We start from the raw sequence: 13,353 nt of genomic DNA on the forward strand, positions 1-13,353 counted from the left end.
CAAGGAACGCCGGACGAAACGCCAGATAAAAACGCCCCATGCCCTACCAAGTCACCCCCACCGCCTTGCCCGAAGTGCTGATCCTCGAGCCCAAAGTGTTCGGCGACGAGCGCGGCTTCTTTTTTGAAAGCTACAACCAGCGCGACTTCGCCCAGGCCACGGGGCTGCAGACCGCATTTGTGCAGGACAACCACAGCCGCAGCGCCAGGAACGTGCTGCGCGGCCTGCACTACCAAGTCCAGCAGCCACAAGGCAAGCTCGTGCGCGTGGTGCAGGGCGAGGTGTACGACGTGGCCGTCGATGTGCGCAAAAGCTCGGCGCACTTCGGCCGCTGGGTCGGCGTGCACCTGAGCGCCGAGAACAAGCGCCAGCTGTGGATTCCCGCCGGGTTTGCGCATGGCTTCGTCGTGCTCAGCGACACGGCCGAGTTTCTCTACAAAACCACCGACTACTACGCCCCCGCGCACGAGCGTTGCATCCGCTGGGACGACCCGGCCATAGGCATACGCTGGCCCATTGCCGCGCCGCCCCTTCTTGCCGCCAAGGACGCGGCGGGCAAGCTGCTCGCCGAGGCGGAGGTGTTTGCCTGAACCACGTGACGGCAGGAGCACGGAACCGTGGCCCATTCCGTCGATAGCGCCGACTGCGTCGTCATCGGCGCGGGCGTGGTCGGGCTCGCGGTGGCGCGGGCCCTGGCCCTGCAGGGGCGCGAGGTGCTGGTACTCGAGGCGCAGGGCGCGATCGGCACGGGCACGAGCGCGCGCAACAGCGAGGTGATCCACGCGGGCTTGTATTACGCGCCAGATTCACTCAAAGCGCGGTTGTGTGTGCGCGGGCGAGAATTGCTCTACGCCTATTGCGCGGCGCGTGGCGTGCCGCATCGGCGCTGCGGCAAGCTCATCGTGGCGACGGCGCCGCACGAACTGGAGCGGCTAGAGGCCCTGGCGCAGCGCGCGGCCACGAACGGCGTGCACGATGTGCAGTGGTTGGACGCCGCCGCGGCGCGTGCGCTCGAGCCGGCGCTCGCCTGCGTCGCGGCGCTGCATTCGCCCAGCACCGGCATCATCGACAGCCACGCGCTCATGCTGGCCTTGCAGGCCGACCTCGAACTCGCGGGCGGCATGGTCGTTTTGCATTCCAAGGTCCAATCGGCCAAAGTGCTTGATGGACGTGCGCAAGCAGCTATTCTTTTGGAAGTCAACGAGGGCGAATGGTTGCAGGCGCGCACGGTAGTCAACGCCGCCGGGCTGCAGGCTTGCGCGCTGGCGCGGCGCTTTGCCGGGCTGGACGCGCGCCACGTGCCCACGCCGTGCTTTGCCAAGGGCAACTACTTCACGCTCATGGGCAGGGCGCCGTTTCGCCACCTGATTTACCCCGTGCCGCAAGTGGGCGGCCTGGGCGTGCACCTGACGCTAGACCTGGCCGGGCAGGCCAAGTTCGGGCCGGACGTGCAGTGGCTCGATGCGGACGATGGCTTCGATGCGCCCGACGACTTCTCGGTGGATGCCACGCGCGCCGCGGCGTTCTATGGCGCGGTGCGTCAATACTGGCCCGATCTGCCCGACGGCGCGCTGGCCCCTGGATATGCGGGCATTCGCCCCAAGATACAAATAAGTGGTGCCATCGCGGACGACTTCTGCATTTCCAGTCCCGCGCAGCATGGCGTGCCGGGATTGGTCAACCTGTTCGGCATCGAATCGCCGGGTTTGACCAGCGCAGTGGCCATCGCCGAGCGAGTGTTGCAAAGTCTCGTGAGCTAACTCACCGCGCCGGTCTTGACTTGTATCATGGAAGGGCTTTGCGCCCAACGGCTAAGATGCTTGTGACCGTGCGAGGCTTGGTCTGTGCGGCCCGGTTGCTATTTTGTTTTCACTCCACTGAAAGGCTTGTATGACGATCTCCATCAACTCCACCCAGGCAGAACTCGAAAAACTGGTCGCCGACCTGCGCGGCTTGATCGCAAGCAAAGACCTCGACGCCGTGCCCGAGATCAAAGTGCTGCGCCAGCGTATCGACGACGGTATGCACTCGGTGCGCGAGGCCACCGTGCGCGCCGCCCACGAGGCTGCACGCCAGGCCAAGGACGCCGCGCAGGCCGCCGACCGTTATGCGCACGATGAGCCCTGGCGTCTGGCCGGTGCCGCACTGGCCGTTGGCGCGCTCGTGGGTTTCGTGCTGGGTCGCCGCTGATCGGCGCGGCATTTCGATGCTCCCGCTTTCCTGGGCCGCCGCATGAACTGGCTTTCGCTGCTCGGGCTCGATGAATGGTTGGCACGCTGGCATACCTCGCTGCGCGAAGGGGCCGTCGCCGCCGAAGACCGCTTCGAGCTCGCACACCTTGAATGGCAGCAGCTCAAGCGCCACGGATTCACGCTGCTGCTGTTGGGCGCGGTGCTGCTCGTGCTCACGGTGGTGGCGTTCCTGAGCCTGTCGGCGGCCGTGCTGCTGCAGTTCTGGGACAGCCCACAGCGCGCGCTCGTCGCGTGGCTCGTGGCGCTCGCATGGCTGCTGCTGTGGGTGGGCGCTGCGGCCTGGGGATGGTCGCTGGTGCAGCGCTGCAGCAACGCCTTCGCCCTCACACAGCGCGAATTGGCGCAAGACTGGCGTGAACTCAAGGAGCGTTTGTGATGTGCGCCGACAAGTCCGCCCCAGCAACTCTGGATGCCACGCCAGCGCAGCAGCGCGTGCTCGAGCGCATCGCCGTGCAACGCGAACGCCTGCGCGCACGCCACACCGCACGGCGGCAGGCGCAAGTACGCACACACGAGGCTGCAAGCGCCGCGGCTGCGGCCGATGGCGCTGCACCGGGGGGCTTGTATCCGCCCGACGCTCCGTTTGCCGAGCGCCTGGCCTTGTTCGCGCGCGCACACCCGGCCGTCGCGGGCGCAGTGGCGGCGGCCCTCATCGCCGCCGCGGGCCCGCGCCGCGTGCTGCGCTGGGCGACGGTCGCGTTGCCGTGGGTTTTGCGGCTGCGTAGTAGGTGAGGGCAGGGCATTGCCCCCAAGCCCTGATTTCTTACCGCATCCCTTGGATCGCCCGCGCGGCCTGCGTCACCAGCGCAGGGCCGCGGTAGATCAGGCCGGTGTAGATCTGCACCGCGTCGGCGCCCGCGCGGATTTTGTTTTGCGCGTCTTGCGCGCTCAGGATGCCGCCCACGCCGATGATGGGAAAGCGGCTGCCCAGCGCCGCACGCAGCTGGCGGATCACCTGGTTGCTTTGCTCGAGCAGCGGCGCGCCGCTGAGGCCCCCGGCTTCGTCGGCGTGGGGCAGCCCTTGCACCGCGTCGCGGCGGATCGTGGTGTTGGTGGCGATGACGCCGTCCATGCCGTGGCGCTGCAGCGCGGCGGCGATCACGGCGACTTGCGCCTCGTCGAGGTCGGGCGCGATCTTGAGGAAGATGGGCACGCGCCGGGCTTTGCCGCTAGCGTCGCGTTGCTGCTGCGCGAGCACCTCGCGCCGCTCGGCGAGCGCGGACAGCAGCGCGTCGAGCGCGGCGTCGCTTTGCAGCGAGCGCAGGTTTTGTGTGTTCGGCGAGCTGATGTTCACGGTGACGTAGTCGGCGTATGGGTACACGCCTTCGAGGCCGATGAGATAGTCGCGCGTGGCGTCCTCGATGGGGGTGCTGGCGTTCTTGCCGATGTTGAGCCCGAGCAGCAGCGTGCCGGGCGCGCGGCGCAGGCGCGAGCGCTGCACGTTGCGCACGAAGGCAGCGAGCCCCTCGTTGTTGAAGCCGAGCCGGTTGATCAGCGCCTGCGCCTCGGGCAGGCGGAACATGCGCGGCTTGGGGTTGCCGGGCTGCGGCTTGGGCGTGACGGTGCCGACTTCGACGAAGCCAAAGCCCATGCGGCCCAGCGCGTCTATGCAGCGCGCGTTTTTGTCCAGCCCTGCGGCCAGGCCCACGCGGTTCGGAAAGCGCAGGCCCGCGAGCTCTATCGGGTCCTGCACGGTTTCGCTGCACCAGGCCCACTGCAGTGGCGTGTGCTGGCCGCTTTCGAGCAGCGCGAGCGTGTGTTCGTGGGCGGTTTCGGCGTCCATGCGAAACAGCACGGCGCGGGCGAGGGCGTAGGGGAGCAAGGACATGAAGCGTAGAAAAGGATAATGCAAGGTTTGCGCGATTTTCTCCTACGAATCCTCTCCAATAAGCAAGCCATGACTTCCTCGACTTCCACATCCCCTTTCGCCCCGACCCAGGACGAGCTCAAGGCCCTCGTGGGGCGGGCGGCCTTGCAGTATGTAGATCCGGGCAGCATCGTCGGCGTGGGCACGGGCTCCACGGTGAACAAGTTCATTGACGCGCTCGCCGGCGTCAAAGAGCGTATCCGCGGCGCGGTGTCCAGCTCCGAGGCCAGCACGGCGCGGCTGCGCGCCCTGGGCATCGCGGTGTTCGACGCGAACGAGGTCGATGCGCTCGCGGTGTATATCGACGGCGCCGACGAGATCGACGCGCGCGGCTACATGATCAAAGGCGGCGGCGCGGCGCTCACGCGCGAAAAAATCGTGGCCGCTATGGCCAGCCGTTTTATCTGCATTGCCGATGCGTCCAAGCAGGTCGAGGTGTTAGGGCGCTATCCATTGCCGGTGGAGGTGATCCCTATGGCTGCGCGCCAGATCGCGCGCCGCTTCGCCGCATTGGGCGGGGAGGCACGTCTGCGTCTGCAGGGCGACGAGCCGCTCGTGACCGACAACGGCCAGCACCTGCTCGACGTGCATGGTTTGCACATCGAAGCGCCGCTGGCGTTCGAGTCCGAAGTGAACCAATGGCCTGGTGTGGTCACCGTAGGCGTGTTTGCACGCCAGAAGGCGACGCTGTGCCTGCTCGGTACGGCGCAAGGCGTGCAGACTTTGAGATATGACTGATGGTGGAGGGTGAAAGCTCGTTTGCGGGTTCGGTGGAGAACGCGGACGCGCCAGTTTCTCGCGTGCGCCCGTTTACGCAAGGCTTGTCGCTAGGAGCCTGTCGGACTTTGGGCGTCGAAAGCGAGAATGCGCCCCAGCGGAGGCCAGTTTTTGCCGGATTCGCCGCCCCATAGCGGGACTATGGGGCAAGAAGACGGTGAAAAATGGGCCGCTGCGGCACATTCGCAGCCGACGATTCCAAAGTCCGACAGGCTCCTAGTGTAGTGTTCGACGCTATCTGCGACATAAAACCGCGTCTTTTCGGCCCGGGCCGCGTTGCAAATCCTCGCGATACCACCCGGTATCGCTGCGGTTTGCGCCTTGCCCAGACCAAAAATCCATCGGCTTTATTTGTCGCATCAAGCATCAAACACTACACTAGTGATCGTTTGACGGACATTGAAAGTAAGGTGTTTCTGCATTACTATATTGACTACCATTCGAGTATCACCTCACCTACGAGCTTGCGAGGACACATCACCATGACCACATTGACCGTTACCGCACGGGGACAAGTGACGTTTCGGAAGGACGTACTGCAACACCTCGGCATCAGGCCAGGCGACAAGATCGAACTGGACTTGCTGCCAGATGGTCGTGGGGTCCTCAAGGCGGCGCGGCCCGCTGGGACGATAGCCAACTTTGTCGGTCTGCTTGCGGGCAGAACGCAGAAGGTTGCCAGCATCGAAGAAATCAACGAGGCGGCTGCACAAGGCTGGTCTGGCAAGAAATGAGGGTCGCGGTCGATACCAATGTCCTTGTGCGTGCTGTTGTGCGTGACGATCCCGTGCAAGCCGATGTTGCCGCCAGGATATTGACCGATGCCGAGTTGATTGCGGTTGCGCTGCCTTGCCTGTGCGAATTTGTTTGGGTACTGCTCAGGGTCTATGGTTTCCAGCAATCCGACGCGGCCGGCGCGATCCGGGCACTGCTTGCCGCCGCGACTGTGGAAGTGAACCGGCCCGCCGTTGAGGCTGGCCTGCTGGTGCTCGACGCGGGCGGCGATTTCGCCGATGGCGTCATTGCCTACGAAGGCAATTGGCTTGGCGGGGAAACCTTCGTTTCCTTCGACAAGAAGGCGGTGGCGCTTCTCGCGGCTCAAGGGCAATCAACGCGCCTCTTGTGACGGACATGAGCATGAACCCAGATTGTCCAAGTTTGCCGGTGGCATCGCGTTGCCGACCTTGCTGGCAGCGCTGGTGTATGGTGCCTGCCGGTATTTTTTGACGGCAGCATAGGGCGGCTGGCATTGCCCCAGCGGCTCGCACAAATTACACCCAAAAAAGGAGCGCCTTGTGCTCGATCTATCAGCGCTGAGAAGGGTTTTTTATGGGTGAATTTTGCTACTTATAAAGTAGCAATCAAAACCGGATGCCAGCGGGGTTGTCGGGGTTTTTCGCCGGGCGCGACGGCGCCGCCGCTGGGCGTGCACTGGGGGTGGATGCGGCAGAGGCCGCAGAAGCGGCGGACGCGGCAGGTTCGGCCGCCGTGCGGGCCACGAGCGGCGTCGGGGGTGGGCGGCGGTAGTTGGGCGGCAGCTGCGAAGTCTTGGGGTAGCCCGCGGCGTCGAGGTATTGCGTCCACTCGGCTTCGGCGTAGCCGAGCAGGTGTTGGCGGCCTATGGTGGCAAAGGGCAGGCTGTTTTGGCCGCTGAGTTTTTGCAGCGCTTCGATGTCCTCGGCGCTGCTCACGGTGTATTCGGTGAACGGGATGCCGCGCGCCTGCAGCAGCTGGCGTGCGCTGTCGCACGGGGCGCAGTTGCTGCTGCTATAGAGCGCGACCGGGTAGCGCGCCGCTACCTCGCGCAGCGCGTAGGGCAGGGCGGCGTTGCCCTCGTCCGAGCCGGCACCTGTCGTCTTGGCGGGCTTGGCCTGGGCCTCGGTGGGGGGCCGATCGGAAAAAGTCACCCTGCCGTCGGGGCCGACGATGCGGTACACGGTCTGGGCCGGAGCGCTCGCGCAGGCGAGCATGCACAGCGCGGGAGCGAGCAGCAGGGCGACGCGCCTGATGGCGAATATTCTCGGCGGGACAGGCATGGTGAAGCTCCGTCAGGTCAAGGGGTTTCTGGGATTGCGGCAGGCGGCTGTGCCATGCCCTGATGGCGCAGCAGCGCGTCGAGCTGCGGTTCGCGGCCGCGGAAGGCCTTGAACGATTCCATCGCCGGGCGGCTGCCGCCGGCTTCGAGGATGGCCTGGCGGTAGCGGCGCCCGACCTCGCGGCTCGGCAGGCCGTCGCTGCCCACGGTTTCTTCGAACGCGGCGTAGGCGTCGGCGCTCAGCACCTCGGCCCATTTGTAGCTGTAGTAGCCCGCAGCGTAGCCGCCCGCGAAGATGTGGCTGAAGGTGTGCGGCGTGCGGCTGAACGGCGGCGGCGGCATCACCGAGACCTCGCTGCGCACCTGCTCGAGCAGCGGCATGAAGTCCTGCGCGGGGTCGTGCACGGTGTGCAGCAGCATGTCGAACAGCGAGAATTCGATCTGGCGCAGCGTCTGCAGGCCGCTCTGGAAGTTTTTCGCGGCGAGCATCTTGTCGTACAAGTCGCGCGGCAGCGACGCGCCGGTATCGACGTGCGCCGTCATGTCCTGCAGCACGCGCCACTCCCAGCAGAAGTTTTCCATGAACTGGCTCGGCAGCTCGACGGCGTCCCACTCGACGCCCGCGATGCCCGAGACGTCGCGCTCGCTGACCTGCGTGAGCAGGTGGTGCAGGCCGTGACCGAATTCGTGGAACAGGGTGATGACGTCGTCGTGCGTGAGCAGCGCGGGTTTGCCCGCCACGCCCGCGGCGAAGTTGCACACCAGGTGCGCCACGGGCGTTTGCAGCACGCCGGTGTCGGGGCGGCGCCAGCGCGTGCGCACGTCGTCCATCCAGGCACCGCCGCGCTTGCCGGGGCGCGCGGGCAGGTCGAGGTAGAACTGGCCGACGAGCGCGCCGTCGCGCTCGATGCGGTAAAACTCCACGGCCGGGTGCCACACGGGCGCGCGGTCGCGCACGATGCGCACTTCGAACAGGTTCTCGACGATCTTGAACAGCCCCGCGAGCACCTTGGGCGCGGGAAAGTAGTGCTTGACCTCCTGCTCGCTGAAGGCGTAGCGCGCTTCCTTGAGCTTTTCGGCGATGTAGGGCCAGTCCCAGGCCTGCGGATCGGGCAGGCCCAGCGTGCGCGCGGCGAAGTCGCGCAGGTCGGCGAGGTCTTTTTCGGCGTAGGGACGCGCACGTGCGGCCAGGTCGCGCAAAAAGGCGATGACCTGATCGGGCGACTGCGCCATCTTGGGCACGAGCGACACGGCGCCGAAGTGCGGGTAGCCGAGCAGCTGCGCCTCTTCGCGGCGCAGCGCGAGGATTTCGTGCATCAGCGCGGTGTTGTCGAAGCGCTTGGCCTCGCCCTCTGCCTGGTCGGACGCGCGCGTGACGTAGGCGCGGTACAGGCGCTCGCGCAGCGCGCGGTCGTGCGCGAACTGCATCACGGGCAGGTAGCTGGGCATCTTGAGCGTGAGCTTGTAGCCCGTGCGGCCCTCGGTTTCGGCGGCGCTGCGCGCGGCCTGCAATACATCGTCGGGCACACCGGTGAGCTCGTCAGCGCTTGCGTAGTAGGCAAAGGCGTCGGTCGCGTCGAGCGCGTTTTCGCTGAATTTCTGGCTCCGCTCGGCCTGGCGCTCCTGGATTTGTGCAAAACGCTCCTTGGCCGCGCCCTGCAGTTCGGCGCCGCTGAGCACGAAGCCGCGTAGCGCGTTGTGCAGCGCGCGCCGTTGCTCGGCGTCGAGGGTGTCGGGGTCTATGGCCTTGTATTTAGCGTACAGGCGCTCGTCGGCGCCCAGGCGCGTCCAGAACTCGGTCACGCGCGGCAGCGCGGCGTTGTAGGCGGCGCGCAGCGCGGGCGTGTCGGCCACGCTGTTCAGGTGGTTGATCGCGCCCCAGACCACGCCGAGCCGCTCCGTGGCCACGTCGAGCACGCGCGCGATGGCGTCCCAGCGCGCGGGAAAGTCGGGCGCAGTGACGGTTTCGAGCGCCTGGTTCGCGCGTTCGAGCAGTGCATCCATGGCGGGGGCCACGTCTTCGGGCTGGATGCGGTCGAAGGGCGGCAGGTCGGTGAAGTCGAGGAGGGGATTGCTCATGGATGCGCAGGTGGTTGCCGTGGGCGGTCGCTTCAAGGGGGATTCAGTGCGCGGTGGCTGGTTCCGTCACGCTAGCGCGTTCGGCCGCTTCGAGGGTGTTGACCAGCAGCATGGTGATGGTCATGGGGCCGACGCCACCGGGCACGGGGGTGATCCAGCCGGCGACTTCGCACACGCCGGCGAAATCGACGTCACCGCAGAGCTTGCCCGCTTCGTCGCGGTTCATGCCCACGTCGATCACCACCGCGCCGGGCTTGACCATGTCGGCCGTGAGCACCTTGCGCTTGCCCACGGCGGCGACGATCACGTCGGCCTGCAAGGTGTGCGCCTTGAGGTTTTGCGTGGCGCTGTGGCAGATCGTGACGGTGGCATTTTGCGCCAGCAGCATCAGCGCCATGGGCTTGCCGACGATGTTGCTGCGGCCGATGACCACGGCGTGCTTGCCGCGCAAGGGATAGCCAATGCTTTCGAGCATTTTCATGCAGCCGTAGGGCGTGCAGGGCTTGAAGCCGGGCATGCCGGTCATGAGCGCGCCGGCGCTCGCGATGTGAAAGCCATCGACGTCCTTCGCGGGCGAGATCGCCTCGATGACTTTTTGCGCGTCGATGTGCGCGGGCAGCGGCAGCTGCACGAGGATGCCGTGGATGCGCGGGTCGGCGTTGAGCGCCTGCACGCGCGCAAGCAGCTCGGCTTCGCTCAGGCTCGCGTCGTACTTTTCGAGCACCGAATGCAGGCCGCTGTCTTCGCAGGCCTTGACCTTGTTGCGCACATAGACCTGCGAGGCCGGGTTGTCGCCCACGAGGATCACGGCGAGGCCGGGGGTGACGTCGCGCGCCTTGAGCGCCGCGGCGCGCTGCGCGACCTGGGCGCGCAGCTGGCGCGAGAGGGCATTGCCGTCGATGAGTTGGGCCGTCATAGAGAAAAATAAGGATGAAATATGCTGCTAGCGCCCGTGTATCAAGCGCTGGCAGCTATCGATGAATGAGTAATGCTGGCATCAGAGCTTGGGCGCATTCTGGCCGAGCGCGATCTTGAGCAGGTCGGCCACCGTGTTCGCGTTGAGCTTTTCCATGATGCTGGCGCGGTGCGCTTCCACGGTTTTGATGCTGATGCCCAGGTCGTCGGCGATCTGCTTGTTCAGGCGCCCCGCGACGATGCGTTCGAGCAGCTGCGCCTCGCGGCCCGTGAGCCTGGCGAGCATGGCTTCGCGGTTCGCGGCCAGCTGGTGCTCGGCGAAGGCGTGCGCGGCGTTTTCGAGCATGCGCTCGACCAGACCGATCAGCGACTTTTCGTCGAAGGGCTTCTGGATGAAGTCGAGCGCGCCCTTTTTCATGGTGCTCACGGCCATGGGCACGTCGCCGTGGCCGGTGATGAAGGCGATGGGCAGCGGCGACTTGCGCTCCAGCAGCCGGTCTTGCAGCTCGAGCCCGCTCATGCCGTCCATGCGGATGTCCACGAGCAGGCAGGCAACTTCGCGCGGGTCGTAGCGCGAGAGAAAGACCTCGGCCGAATCGAAGCCGCGCACCAGGTAATCGTTGCCCTCGAGCAGCCATTGCAGCGAGTCGCGCACGGCCTCGTCGTCATCGACCACGTAGATGGTGCCCTTTTTCGGGATCAAACTCATGCCAGAGTCCTCGTGCTGGGTACATTTGCTACAGAATTGGATGCAATCCCTGCAGGCTTGGCAACGGGTAGCCAGAAAGAAAACCTGCAGCCGACGATCTCGGTGCCATTGTAAATGTTGTCCGCCTGCAGCCGGCCCTGGTGCGCCTCGACGATGCTGCGGCACAGGTTCAGGCCTATGCCCATGCCTTCCTGCTTGGTCGAATAAAAGGCTTCGAACAGGCGCTCGCGCATCTCGGGCGGCAGGCCCTTGCCGCTGTCTTGCACGGTGAACTCGATCACTTCGCCGGCCTCGATGCTGCGCGGCAGCACGCGCAGCTCCACGGTGCGCGCGGCGGGCGGGCGTTGCGCCTGCTGGATCGCCTCGGCGCCATTTTTCATCAGGTTGATGAGCACCTGCTCGATCAGGATGGCGTCGGCCAGCACGGGCGGCAGGCGCGCGGCCACATGGTGCGTGAGGCGCACGTTGTGGCGGCGCAGCTCGATGCCGGCGAGCTCGATCGCCTCCTGCACCATCGTCGAGACGTCTGCCTGCACGAATTGCGGTTCGCTCTTTTTCACGAAGGCGCGGATGTGGTGGATGATCTGCCCCGCGCGCTGCGCCTGGTGTGCGGTTTTTTGCAAGGCGGTGCGCAGCATGTCTTCGCTGAGCTGGCCGTTGTCGATGCGCGTGAGCGTGCCGTTGCAGTAGTTGCTGATGGCGGTGAGCGGCTGGTTGAGTTCGTGCGCCAGGCTGGAGGCCATCTCGCCCATGGTCACGAGGCGGCTCACGGACTGTGCGCGCGCAGCCTGGCGCGAGGCCTGCTCTTCGGCCTGGCGGCGCTGCGTGATGTCGGTGGCGATCACCATTTGCGCGAGGCGCCCATCGACCCAGCTCAGGTAGCGCGAGCGCACCTCGAGCCACTTGCCGAGTTCGGGCAGAAATATCTCGGCATGGTCTGGCAGGGCATTGGTGAGGGTATCGGTGGGCAAGCCCATGAGGCCGTCTTCCTCGTCCATGCCGCCCGTTGGCTGGTAAGACACGGGCAGTTTGCCGGCCTGCGCCACGAGCTGCAAATGGCCGTCGGCCTGCGCACCGAACCACTGGCGGTACAGTTTATTGGCAAACAGCAGTTCCTCGCTGCCCAGCGGCGCCACCGAGACGGCGGCGTCGAGCGCCTCGAGCACGATGGTGAAGCGCTCGTGCGCGGCAGCGAGCTGCTCGCGGATGCGGGTAGGTTCGGTGATGTCGGTCATCGAGGTCATCCAGCCGGTTTGCTGGCCGTGCGCATCGATGAGCGGCGAAACGTAGAGCCGCGCGTCGAACAGGGTGCCGTTCTTGCGTTTTACGCGCATTTTGTAGCCGCCCGAGCTGTTCTGGCCGCTGAACTCCTCGCGCAGTTTTTCGCGCAGCAGGTCTTTTTCTTCTTCGGGCCAGTACGGAAACGGCGCCTTCAGGCCCACGAGCTCCTCGGCGCTCCAGCCCGTCATCTGGCAGAACGCGGCGTTCACGTAAGTGATGCGTCCTTCGAGGTCGAGCGCACGCATGCCCGTGGCGATGGAATTTTCCATCGCGCGGCGGAAGTTCGCCTCGGCCACCAGCGCTTCTTGCATCTGCAGGCGCCGGCGCGTGTGCCGCCAAGTGGCGACGAGCAGCCAGGTGGTCATGCCGCTGAGCACCCCCACGAGCCAGAACAGGCCGCTGCCCACCATGCCCAGCGAGGTGCGATAGGTTTGTGCACGCAGTACCAATCCACGTCCCACGGGCGAAACCTGAATGGCGTACTCGCTCGCGCGTTGCTGTTTCCAGGGCAGGAAGTTGGCATGGCTGGTGTTGTTTGCCATCGGTGAGCCCGCCAGCAACTGCCGGTCGCCGTCGAGCAGGGTGACGGCGTAACGCGCCAGCACGCGCGGCGGCATGCCATAGCGCAGCAGGCTGTCGTTGGAAAACTCACCGAGCACCACGCCGCCGAACTGCCGCCCGCGCACGATGGGCACCAACAGTTGCAACAGCGGCGGCGCTTCGCCCGGCATGGCCAGGGGTTGGGCGTACACCACCTGTCGCCGTGCCTGGGTCCAAGAGGGAGCATCAAGCGCGATCCGCTCGCCCGGCGAACGCTGTTGGCTGCTGGGTAAAGTGGGCGCAGCGTGGCTCGCCCGGATACGGCCCTGCGCATCTATCCAAGTGACGGCCTGCAGTTCCGGGTATTGATTGACGAGCGCCTCGGCCCGGTTTTCGAAGTCGGCCGGCGCAAGCTCCTGCTGGACAAGCTCGCGCGCCAGGCGCATCAATTGCTCCTGGCGCTCGAGCAGGCGCAGGCGCACGCGCTGTTGGGCGTATTCGACATCGCGCTGCAAGGTTTCCTGCTCACGCTCAGACTCCTCGATCTGCAAGTAGGCAAAGGCTGCGACGATGGCCGCCAGAAACACAAACACCGCCACCAGCGGAGCCAGCAGCGCAAGGCGCTCCTGGCGCAGCGGCGTGAGGTTGCGCCACCAGGCGCGCCACCAGCGCACCAGGGCGGGGCGGCGGGGTGGCGCGGTGGGCAAAGGGTTTGAAGAGGTCATCACAGCCGCAAGTGTAGAAGCGGCGCTGTTGCCCGGCATATTTTTGCGGACATCAGCAGCAAATTTTCACATTACGGCATATACACCCATTATTCGAAACAACATGCACACATGCTCATTAGAATGGGCCGCAGTGTCGTTCCCGCATCTTTTTGTGCCCTCGAAGGAGACAT

Annotated in this window: 15 protein-coding genes; 9 read left to right on the plus strand and 6 right to left on the minus strand. The window is 65.7% G+C overall.

Translation table 11 applies throughout. From position 1 onward, the window contains the following. The first annotated feature begins 38 nt into the window (after positions 1-38). The 5 genes from rfbC to PYV55_RS14735 all read left to right on the plus strand — a co-directional run bounded on the left by rfbC (position 39) and on the right by PYV55_RS14735 (position 2,984). Positions 39-590 carry a dTDP-4-dehydrorhamnose 3,5-epimerase gene (gene rfbC, locus PYV55_RS14715; RefSeq protein WP_275852675.1) on the plus strand — a complete coding sequence of 184 codons (552 nt, stop codon included), beginning with the start codon at positions 39-41 and terminating at the stop codon, positions 588-590. A 27-nt stretch (positions 591-617) separates the two neighbouring features. Next, on the plus strand, positions 618-1,760 hold the full coding sequence (locus PYV55_RS14720) for an NAD(P)/FAD-dependent oxidoreductase (protein WP_275852677.1): 1,143 nt from the start codon (positions 618-620) through the stop codon (positions 1,758-1,760). Between the two features lie 130 nt (positions 1,761-1,890). Then, on the plus strand, positions 1,891-2,190 hold the full coding sequence (locus PYV55_RS14725) for a DUF883 domain-containing protein (protein ID WP_275852678.1): 300 nt from the start codon (positions 1,891-1,893) through the stop codon (positions 2,188-2,190). Between the two features lie 42 nt (positions 2,191-2,232). Further along, positions 2,233-2,628: a phage holin family protein gene (locus PYV55_RS14730; protein WP_275852680.1), complete on the plus strand. Its 396-nt coding sequence runs from the start codon at positions 2,233-2,235 to the stop codon at positions 2,626-2,628. Beyond that, positions 2,628-2,984: a hypothetical protein gene (locus PYV55_RS14735; protein ID WP_275852683.1), complete on the plus strand. Its 357-nt coding sequence runs from the start codon at positions 2,628-2,630 to the stop codon at positions 2,982-2,984. The genes PYV55_RS14730 and PYV55_RS14735 overlap by 1 nt, the downstream gene beginning before the upstream one ends. Positions 2,985-3,015: 31 nt before the next feature. On the opposite strand, the gene PYV55_RS14740 is transcribed toward PYV55_RS14735, so the two are convergent. Next, positions 3,016-4,080, minus strand: a complete 1,065-nt coding sequence (locus PYV55_RS14740) for a quinone-dependent dihydroorotate dehydrogenase (protein WP_275852685.1) — start codon at positions 4,078-4,080, stop codon at positions 3,016-3,018. A 69-nt stretch (positions 4,081-4,149) separates the two neighbouring features. Here PYV55_RS14740 and rpiA point away from each other — a divergent pair, with 69 nt between their 5' ends. From rpiA to PYV55_RS14760, 4 genes are all read left to right on the plus strand, one after another. Continuing rightward, the gene (rpiA, locus tag PYV55_RS14745) at positions 4,150-4,857 is read left to right on the plus strand and encodes a ribose-5-phosphate isomerase RpiA (protein ID WP_275852688.1); all 708 of its coding nucleotides are present in this window, start codon (positions 4,150-4,152) and stop codon (positions 4,855-4,857) included. Positions 4,858-4,983: 126 nt separating this feature from the next. Continuing rightward, positions 4,984-5,121 (plus strand): hypothetical protein, encoded by a 138-nt coding sequence (locus tag PYV55_RS14750; protein ID WP_275852691.1) that lies wholly within the window; start codon positions 4,984-4,986, stop codon positions 5,119-5,121. Positions 5,122-5,378: 257 nt separating this feature from the next. Then, positions 5,379-5,630: an AbrB/MazE/SpoVT family DNA-binding domain-containing protein gene (locus PYV55_RS14755; RefSeq protein ID WP_275852693.1), complete on the plus strand. Its 252-nt coding sequence runs from the start codon at positions 5,379-5,381 to the stop codon at positions 5,628-5,630. Continuing rightward, on the plus strand, positions 5,627-6,022 hold the full coding sequence (locus PYV55_RS14760; RefSeq protein ID WP_275852695.1) for a type II toxin-antitoxin system VapC family toxin: 396 nt from the start codon (positions 5,627-5,629) through the stop codon (positions 6,020-6,022). The genes PYV55_RS14755 and PYV55_RS14760 overlap by 4 nt, the downstream gene beginning before the upstream one ends. A 235-nt stretch (positions 6,023-6,257) precedes the next feature. On the opposite strand, the gene PYV55_RS14765 is transcribed toward PYV55_RS14760, so the two are convergent. The 5 genes from PYV55_RS14765 to PYV55_RS14785 all read right to left on the minus strand — a co-directional run bounded on the left by PYV55_RS14765 (position 6,258) and on the right by PYV55_RS14785 (position 13,180). Next, a complete protein-coding gene (locus PYV55_RS14765) occupies positions 6,258-6,932 on the minus strand; it encodes a glutaredoxin family protein (protein ID WP_275852698.1) in 675 nt (224 codons plus the stop codon). A gap of 17 nt (positions 6,933-6,949) precedes the next feature. Further along, positions 6,950-9,010 carry a M3 family metallopeptidase gene (locus tag PYV55_RS14770; RefSeq protein ID WP_275852701.1) on the minus strand — a complete coding sequence of 687 codons (2,061 nt, stop codon included), beginning with the start codon at positions 9,008-9,010 and terminating at the stop codon, positions 6,950-6,952. 43 nt (positions 9,011-9,053) lie between these two features. Next, positions 9,054-9,926, minus strand: a complete 873-nt coding sequence (gene folD, locus PYV55_RS14775) for a bifunctional methylenetetrahydrofolate dehydrogenase/methenyltetrahydrofolate cyclohydrolase FolD (protein WP_275852703.1) — start codon at positions 9,924-9,926, stop codon at positions 9,054-9,056. Positions 9,927-10,007: 81 nt separating this feature from the next. Beyond that, positions 10,008-10,634 carry a response regulator transcription factor gene (locus PYV55_RS14780; protein ID WP_275852705.1) on the minus strand — a complete coding sequence of 209 codons (627 nt, stop codon included), beginning with the start codon at positions 10,632-10,634 and terminating at the stop codon, positions 10,008-10,010. Next, positions 10,631-13,180, minus strand: coding sequence for a PAS domain S-box protein (locus PYV55_RS14785; protein ID WP_275852708.1), 2,550 nt, complete (start codon positions 13,178-13,180; stop codon positions 10,631-10,633). The genes PYV55_RS14780 and PYV55_RS14785 overlap by 4 nt, the downstream gene beginning before the upstream one ends. Between the last annotated feature and the right edge of the window lie 173 nt (positions 13,181-13,353).

This window comes from Extensimonas soli (assembly GCF_029211265.1).
In the GTDB taxonomy this organism is placed as follows: Bacteria; Pseudomonadota; Gammaproteobacteria; order Burkholderiales; family Burkholderiaceae_C; genus Extensimonas; species Extensimonas soli.

Excerpts from the sequence above, each read along its gene's own strand:
- rfbC (WP_275852675.1), top strand. The coding sequence starts at position 39 with ATGCCCTACCAAGTCACCCCCACCGCCTTGCCCGAAGTGCTGATCCTC.
- PYV55_RS14725 (WP_275852678.1), top strand. The coding sequence starts at position 1,891 with ATGACGATCTCCATCAACTCCACCCAGGCAGAACTCGAAAAACTGGTC.
- PYV55_RS14730 (WP_275852680.1), top strand. The coding sequence starts at position 2,233 with ATGAACTGGCTTTCGCTGCTCGGGCTCGATGAATGGTTGGCACGCTGG.
- PYV55_RS14735 (WP_275852683.1), top strand. The coding sequence starts at position 2,628 with ATGTGCGCCGACAAGTCCGCCCCAGCAACTCTGGATGCCACGCCAGCG.
- PYV55_RS14740 (WP_275852685.1), bottom strand. The coding sequence starts at position 4,080 with ATGTCCTTGCTCCCCTACGCCCTCGCCCGCGCCGTGCTGTTTCGCATG.
- rpiA (WP_275852688.1), top strand. The coding sequence starts at position 4,150 with ATGACTTCCTCGACTTCCACATCCCCTTTCGCCCCGACCCAGGACGAG.
- PYV55_RS14750 (WP_275852691.1), top strand. The coding sequence starts at position 4,984 with ATGCGCCCCAGCGGAGGCCAGTTTTTGCCGGATTCGCCGCCCCATAGC.
- PYV55_RS14755 (WP_275852693.1), top strand. The coding sequence starts at position 5,379 with ATGACCACATTGACCGTTACCGCACGGGGACAAGTGACGTTTCGGAAG.
- PYV55_RS14760 (WP_275852695.1), top strand. The coding sequence starts at position 5,627 with ATGAGGGTCGCGGTCGATACCAATGTCCTTGTGCGTGCTGTTGTGCGT.
- PYV55_RS14765 (WP_275852698.1), bottom strand. The coding sequence starts at position 6,932 with ATGCCTGTCCCGCCGAGAATATTCGCCATCAGGCGCGTCGCCCTGCTG.
- PYV55_RS14770 (WP_275852701.1), bottom strand. The coding sequence starts at position 9,010 with ATGAGCAATCCCCTCCTCGACTTCACCGACCTGCCGCCCTTCGACCGC.
- folD (WP_275852703.1), bottom strand. The coding sequence starts at position 9,926 with ATGACGGCCCAACTCATCGACGGCAATGCCCTCTCGCGCCAGCTGCGC.
- PYV55_RS14780 (WP_275852705.1), bottom strand. The coding sequence starts at position 10,634 with ATGAGTTTGATCCCGAAAAAGGGCACCATCTACGTGGTCGATGACGAC.
- PYV55_RS14785 (WP_275852708.1), bottom strand. The coding sequence starts at position 13,180 with ATGACCTCTTCAAACCCTTTGCCCACCGCGCCACCCCGCCGCCCCGCC.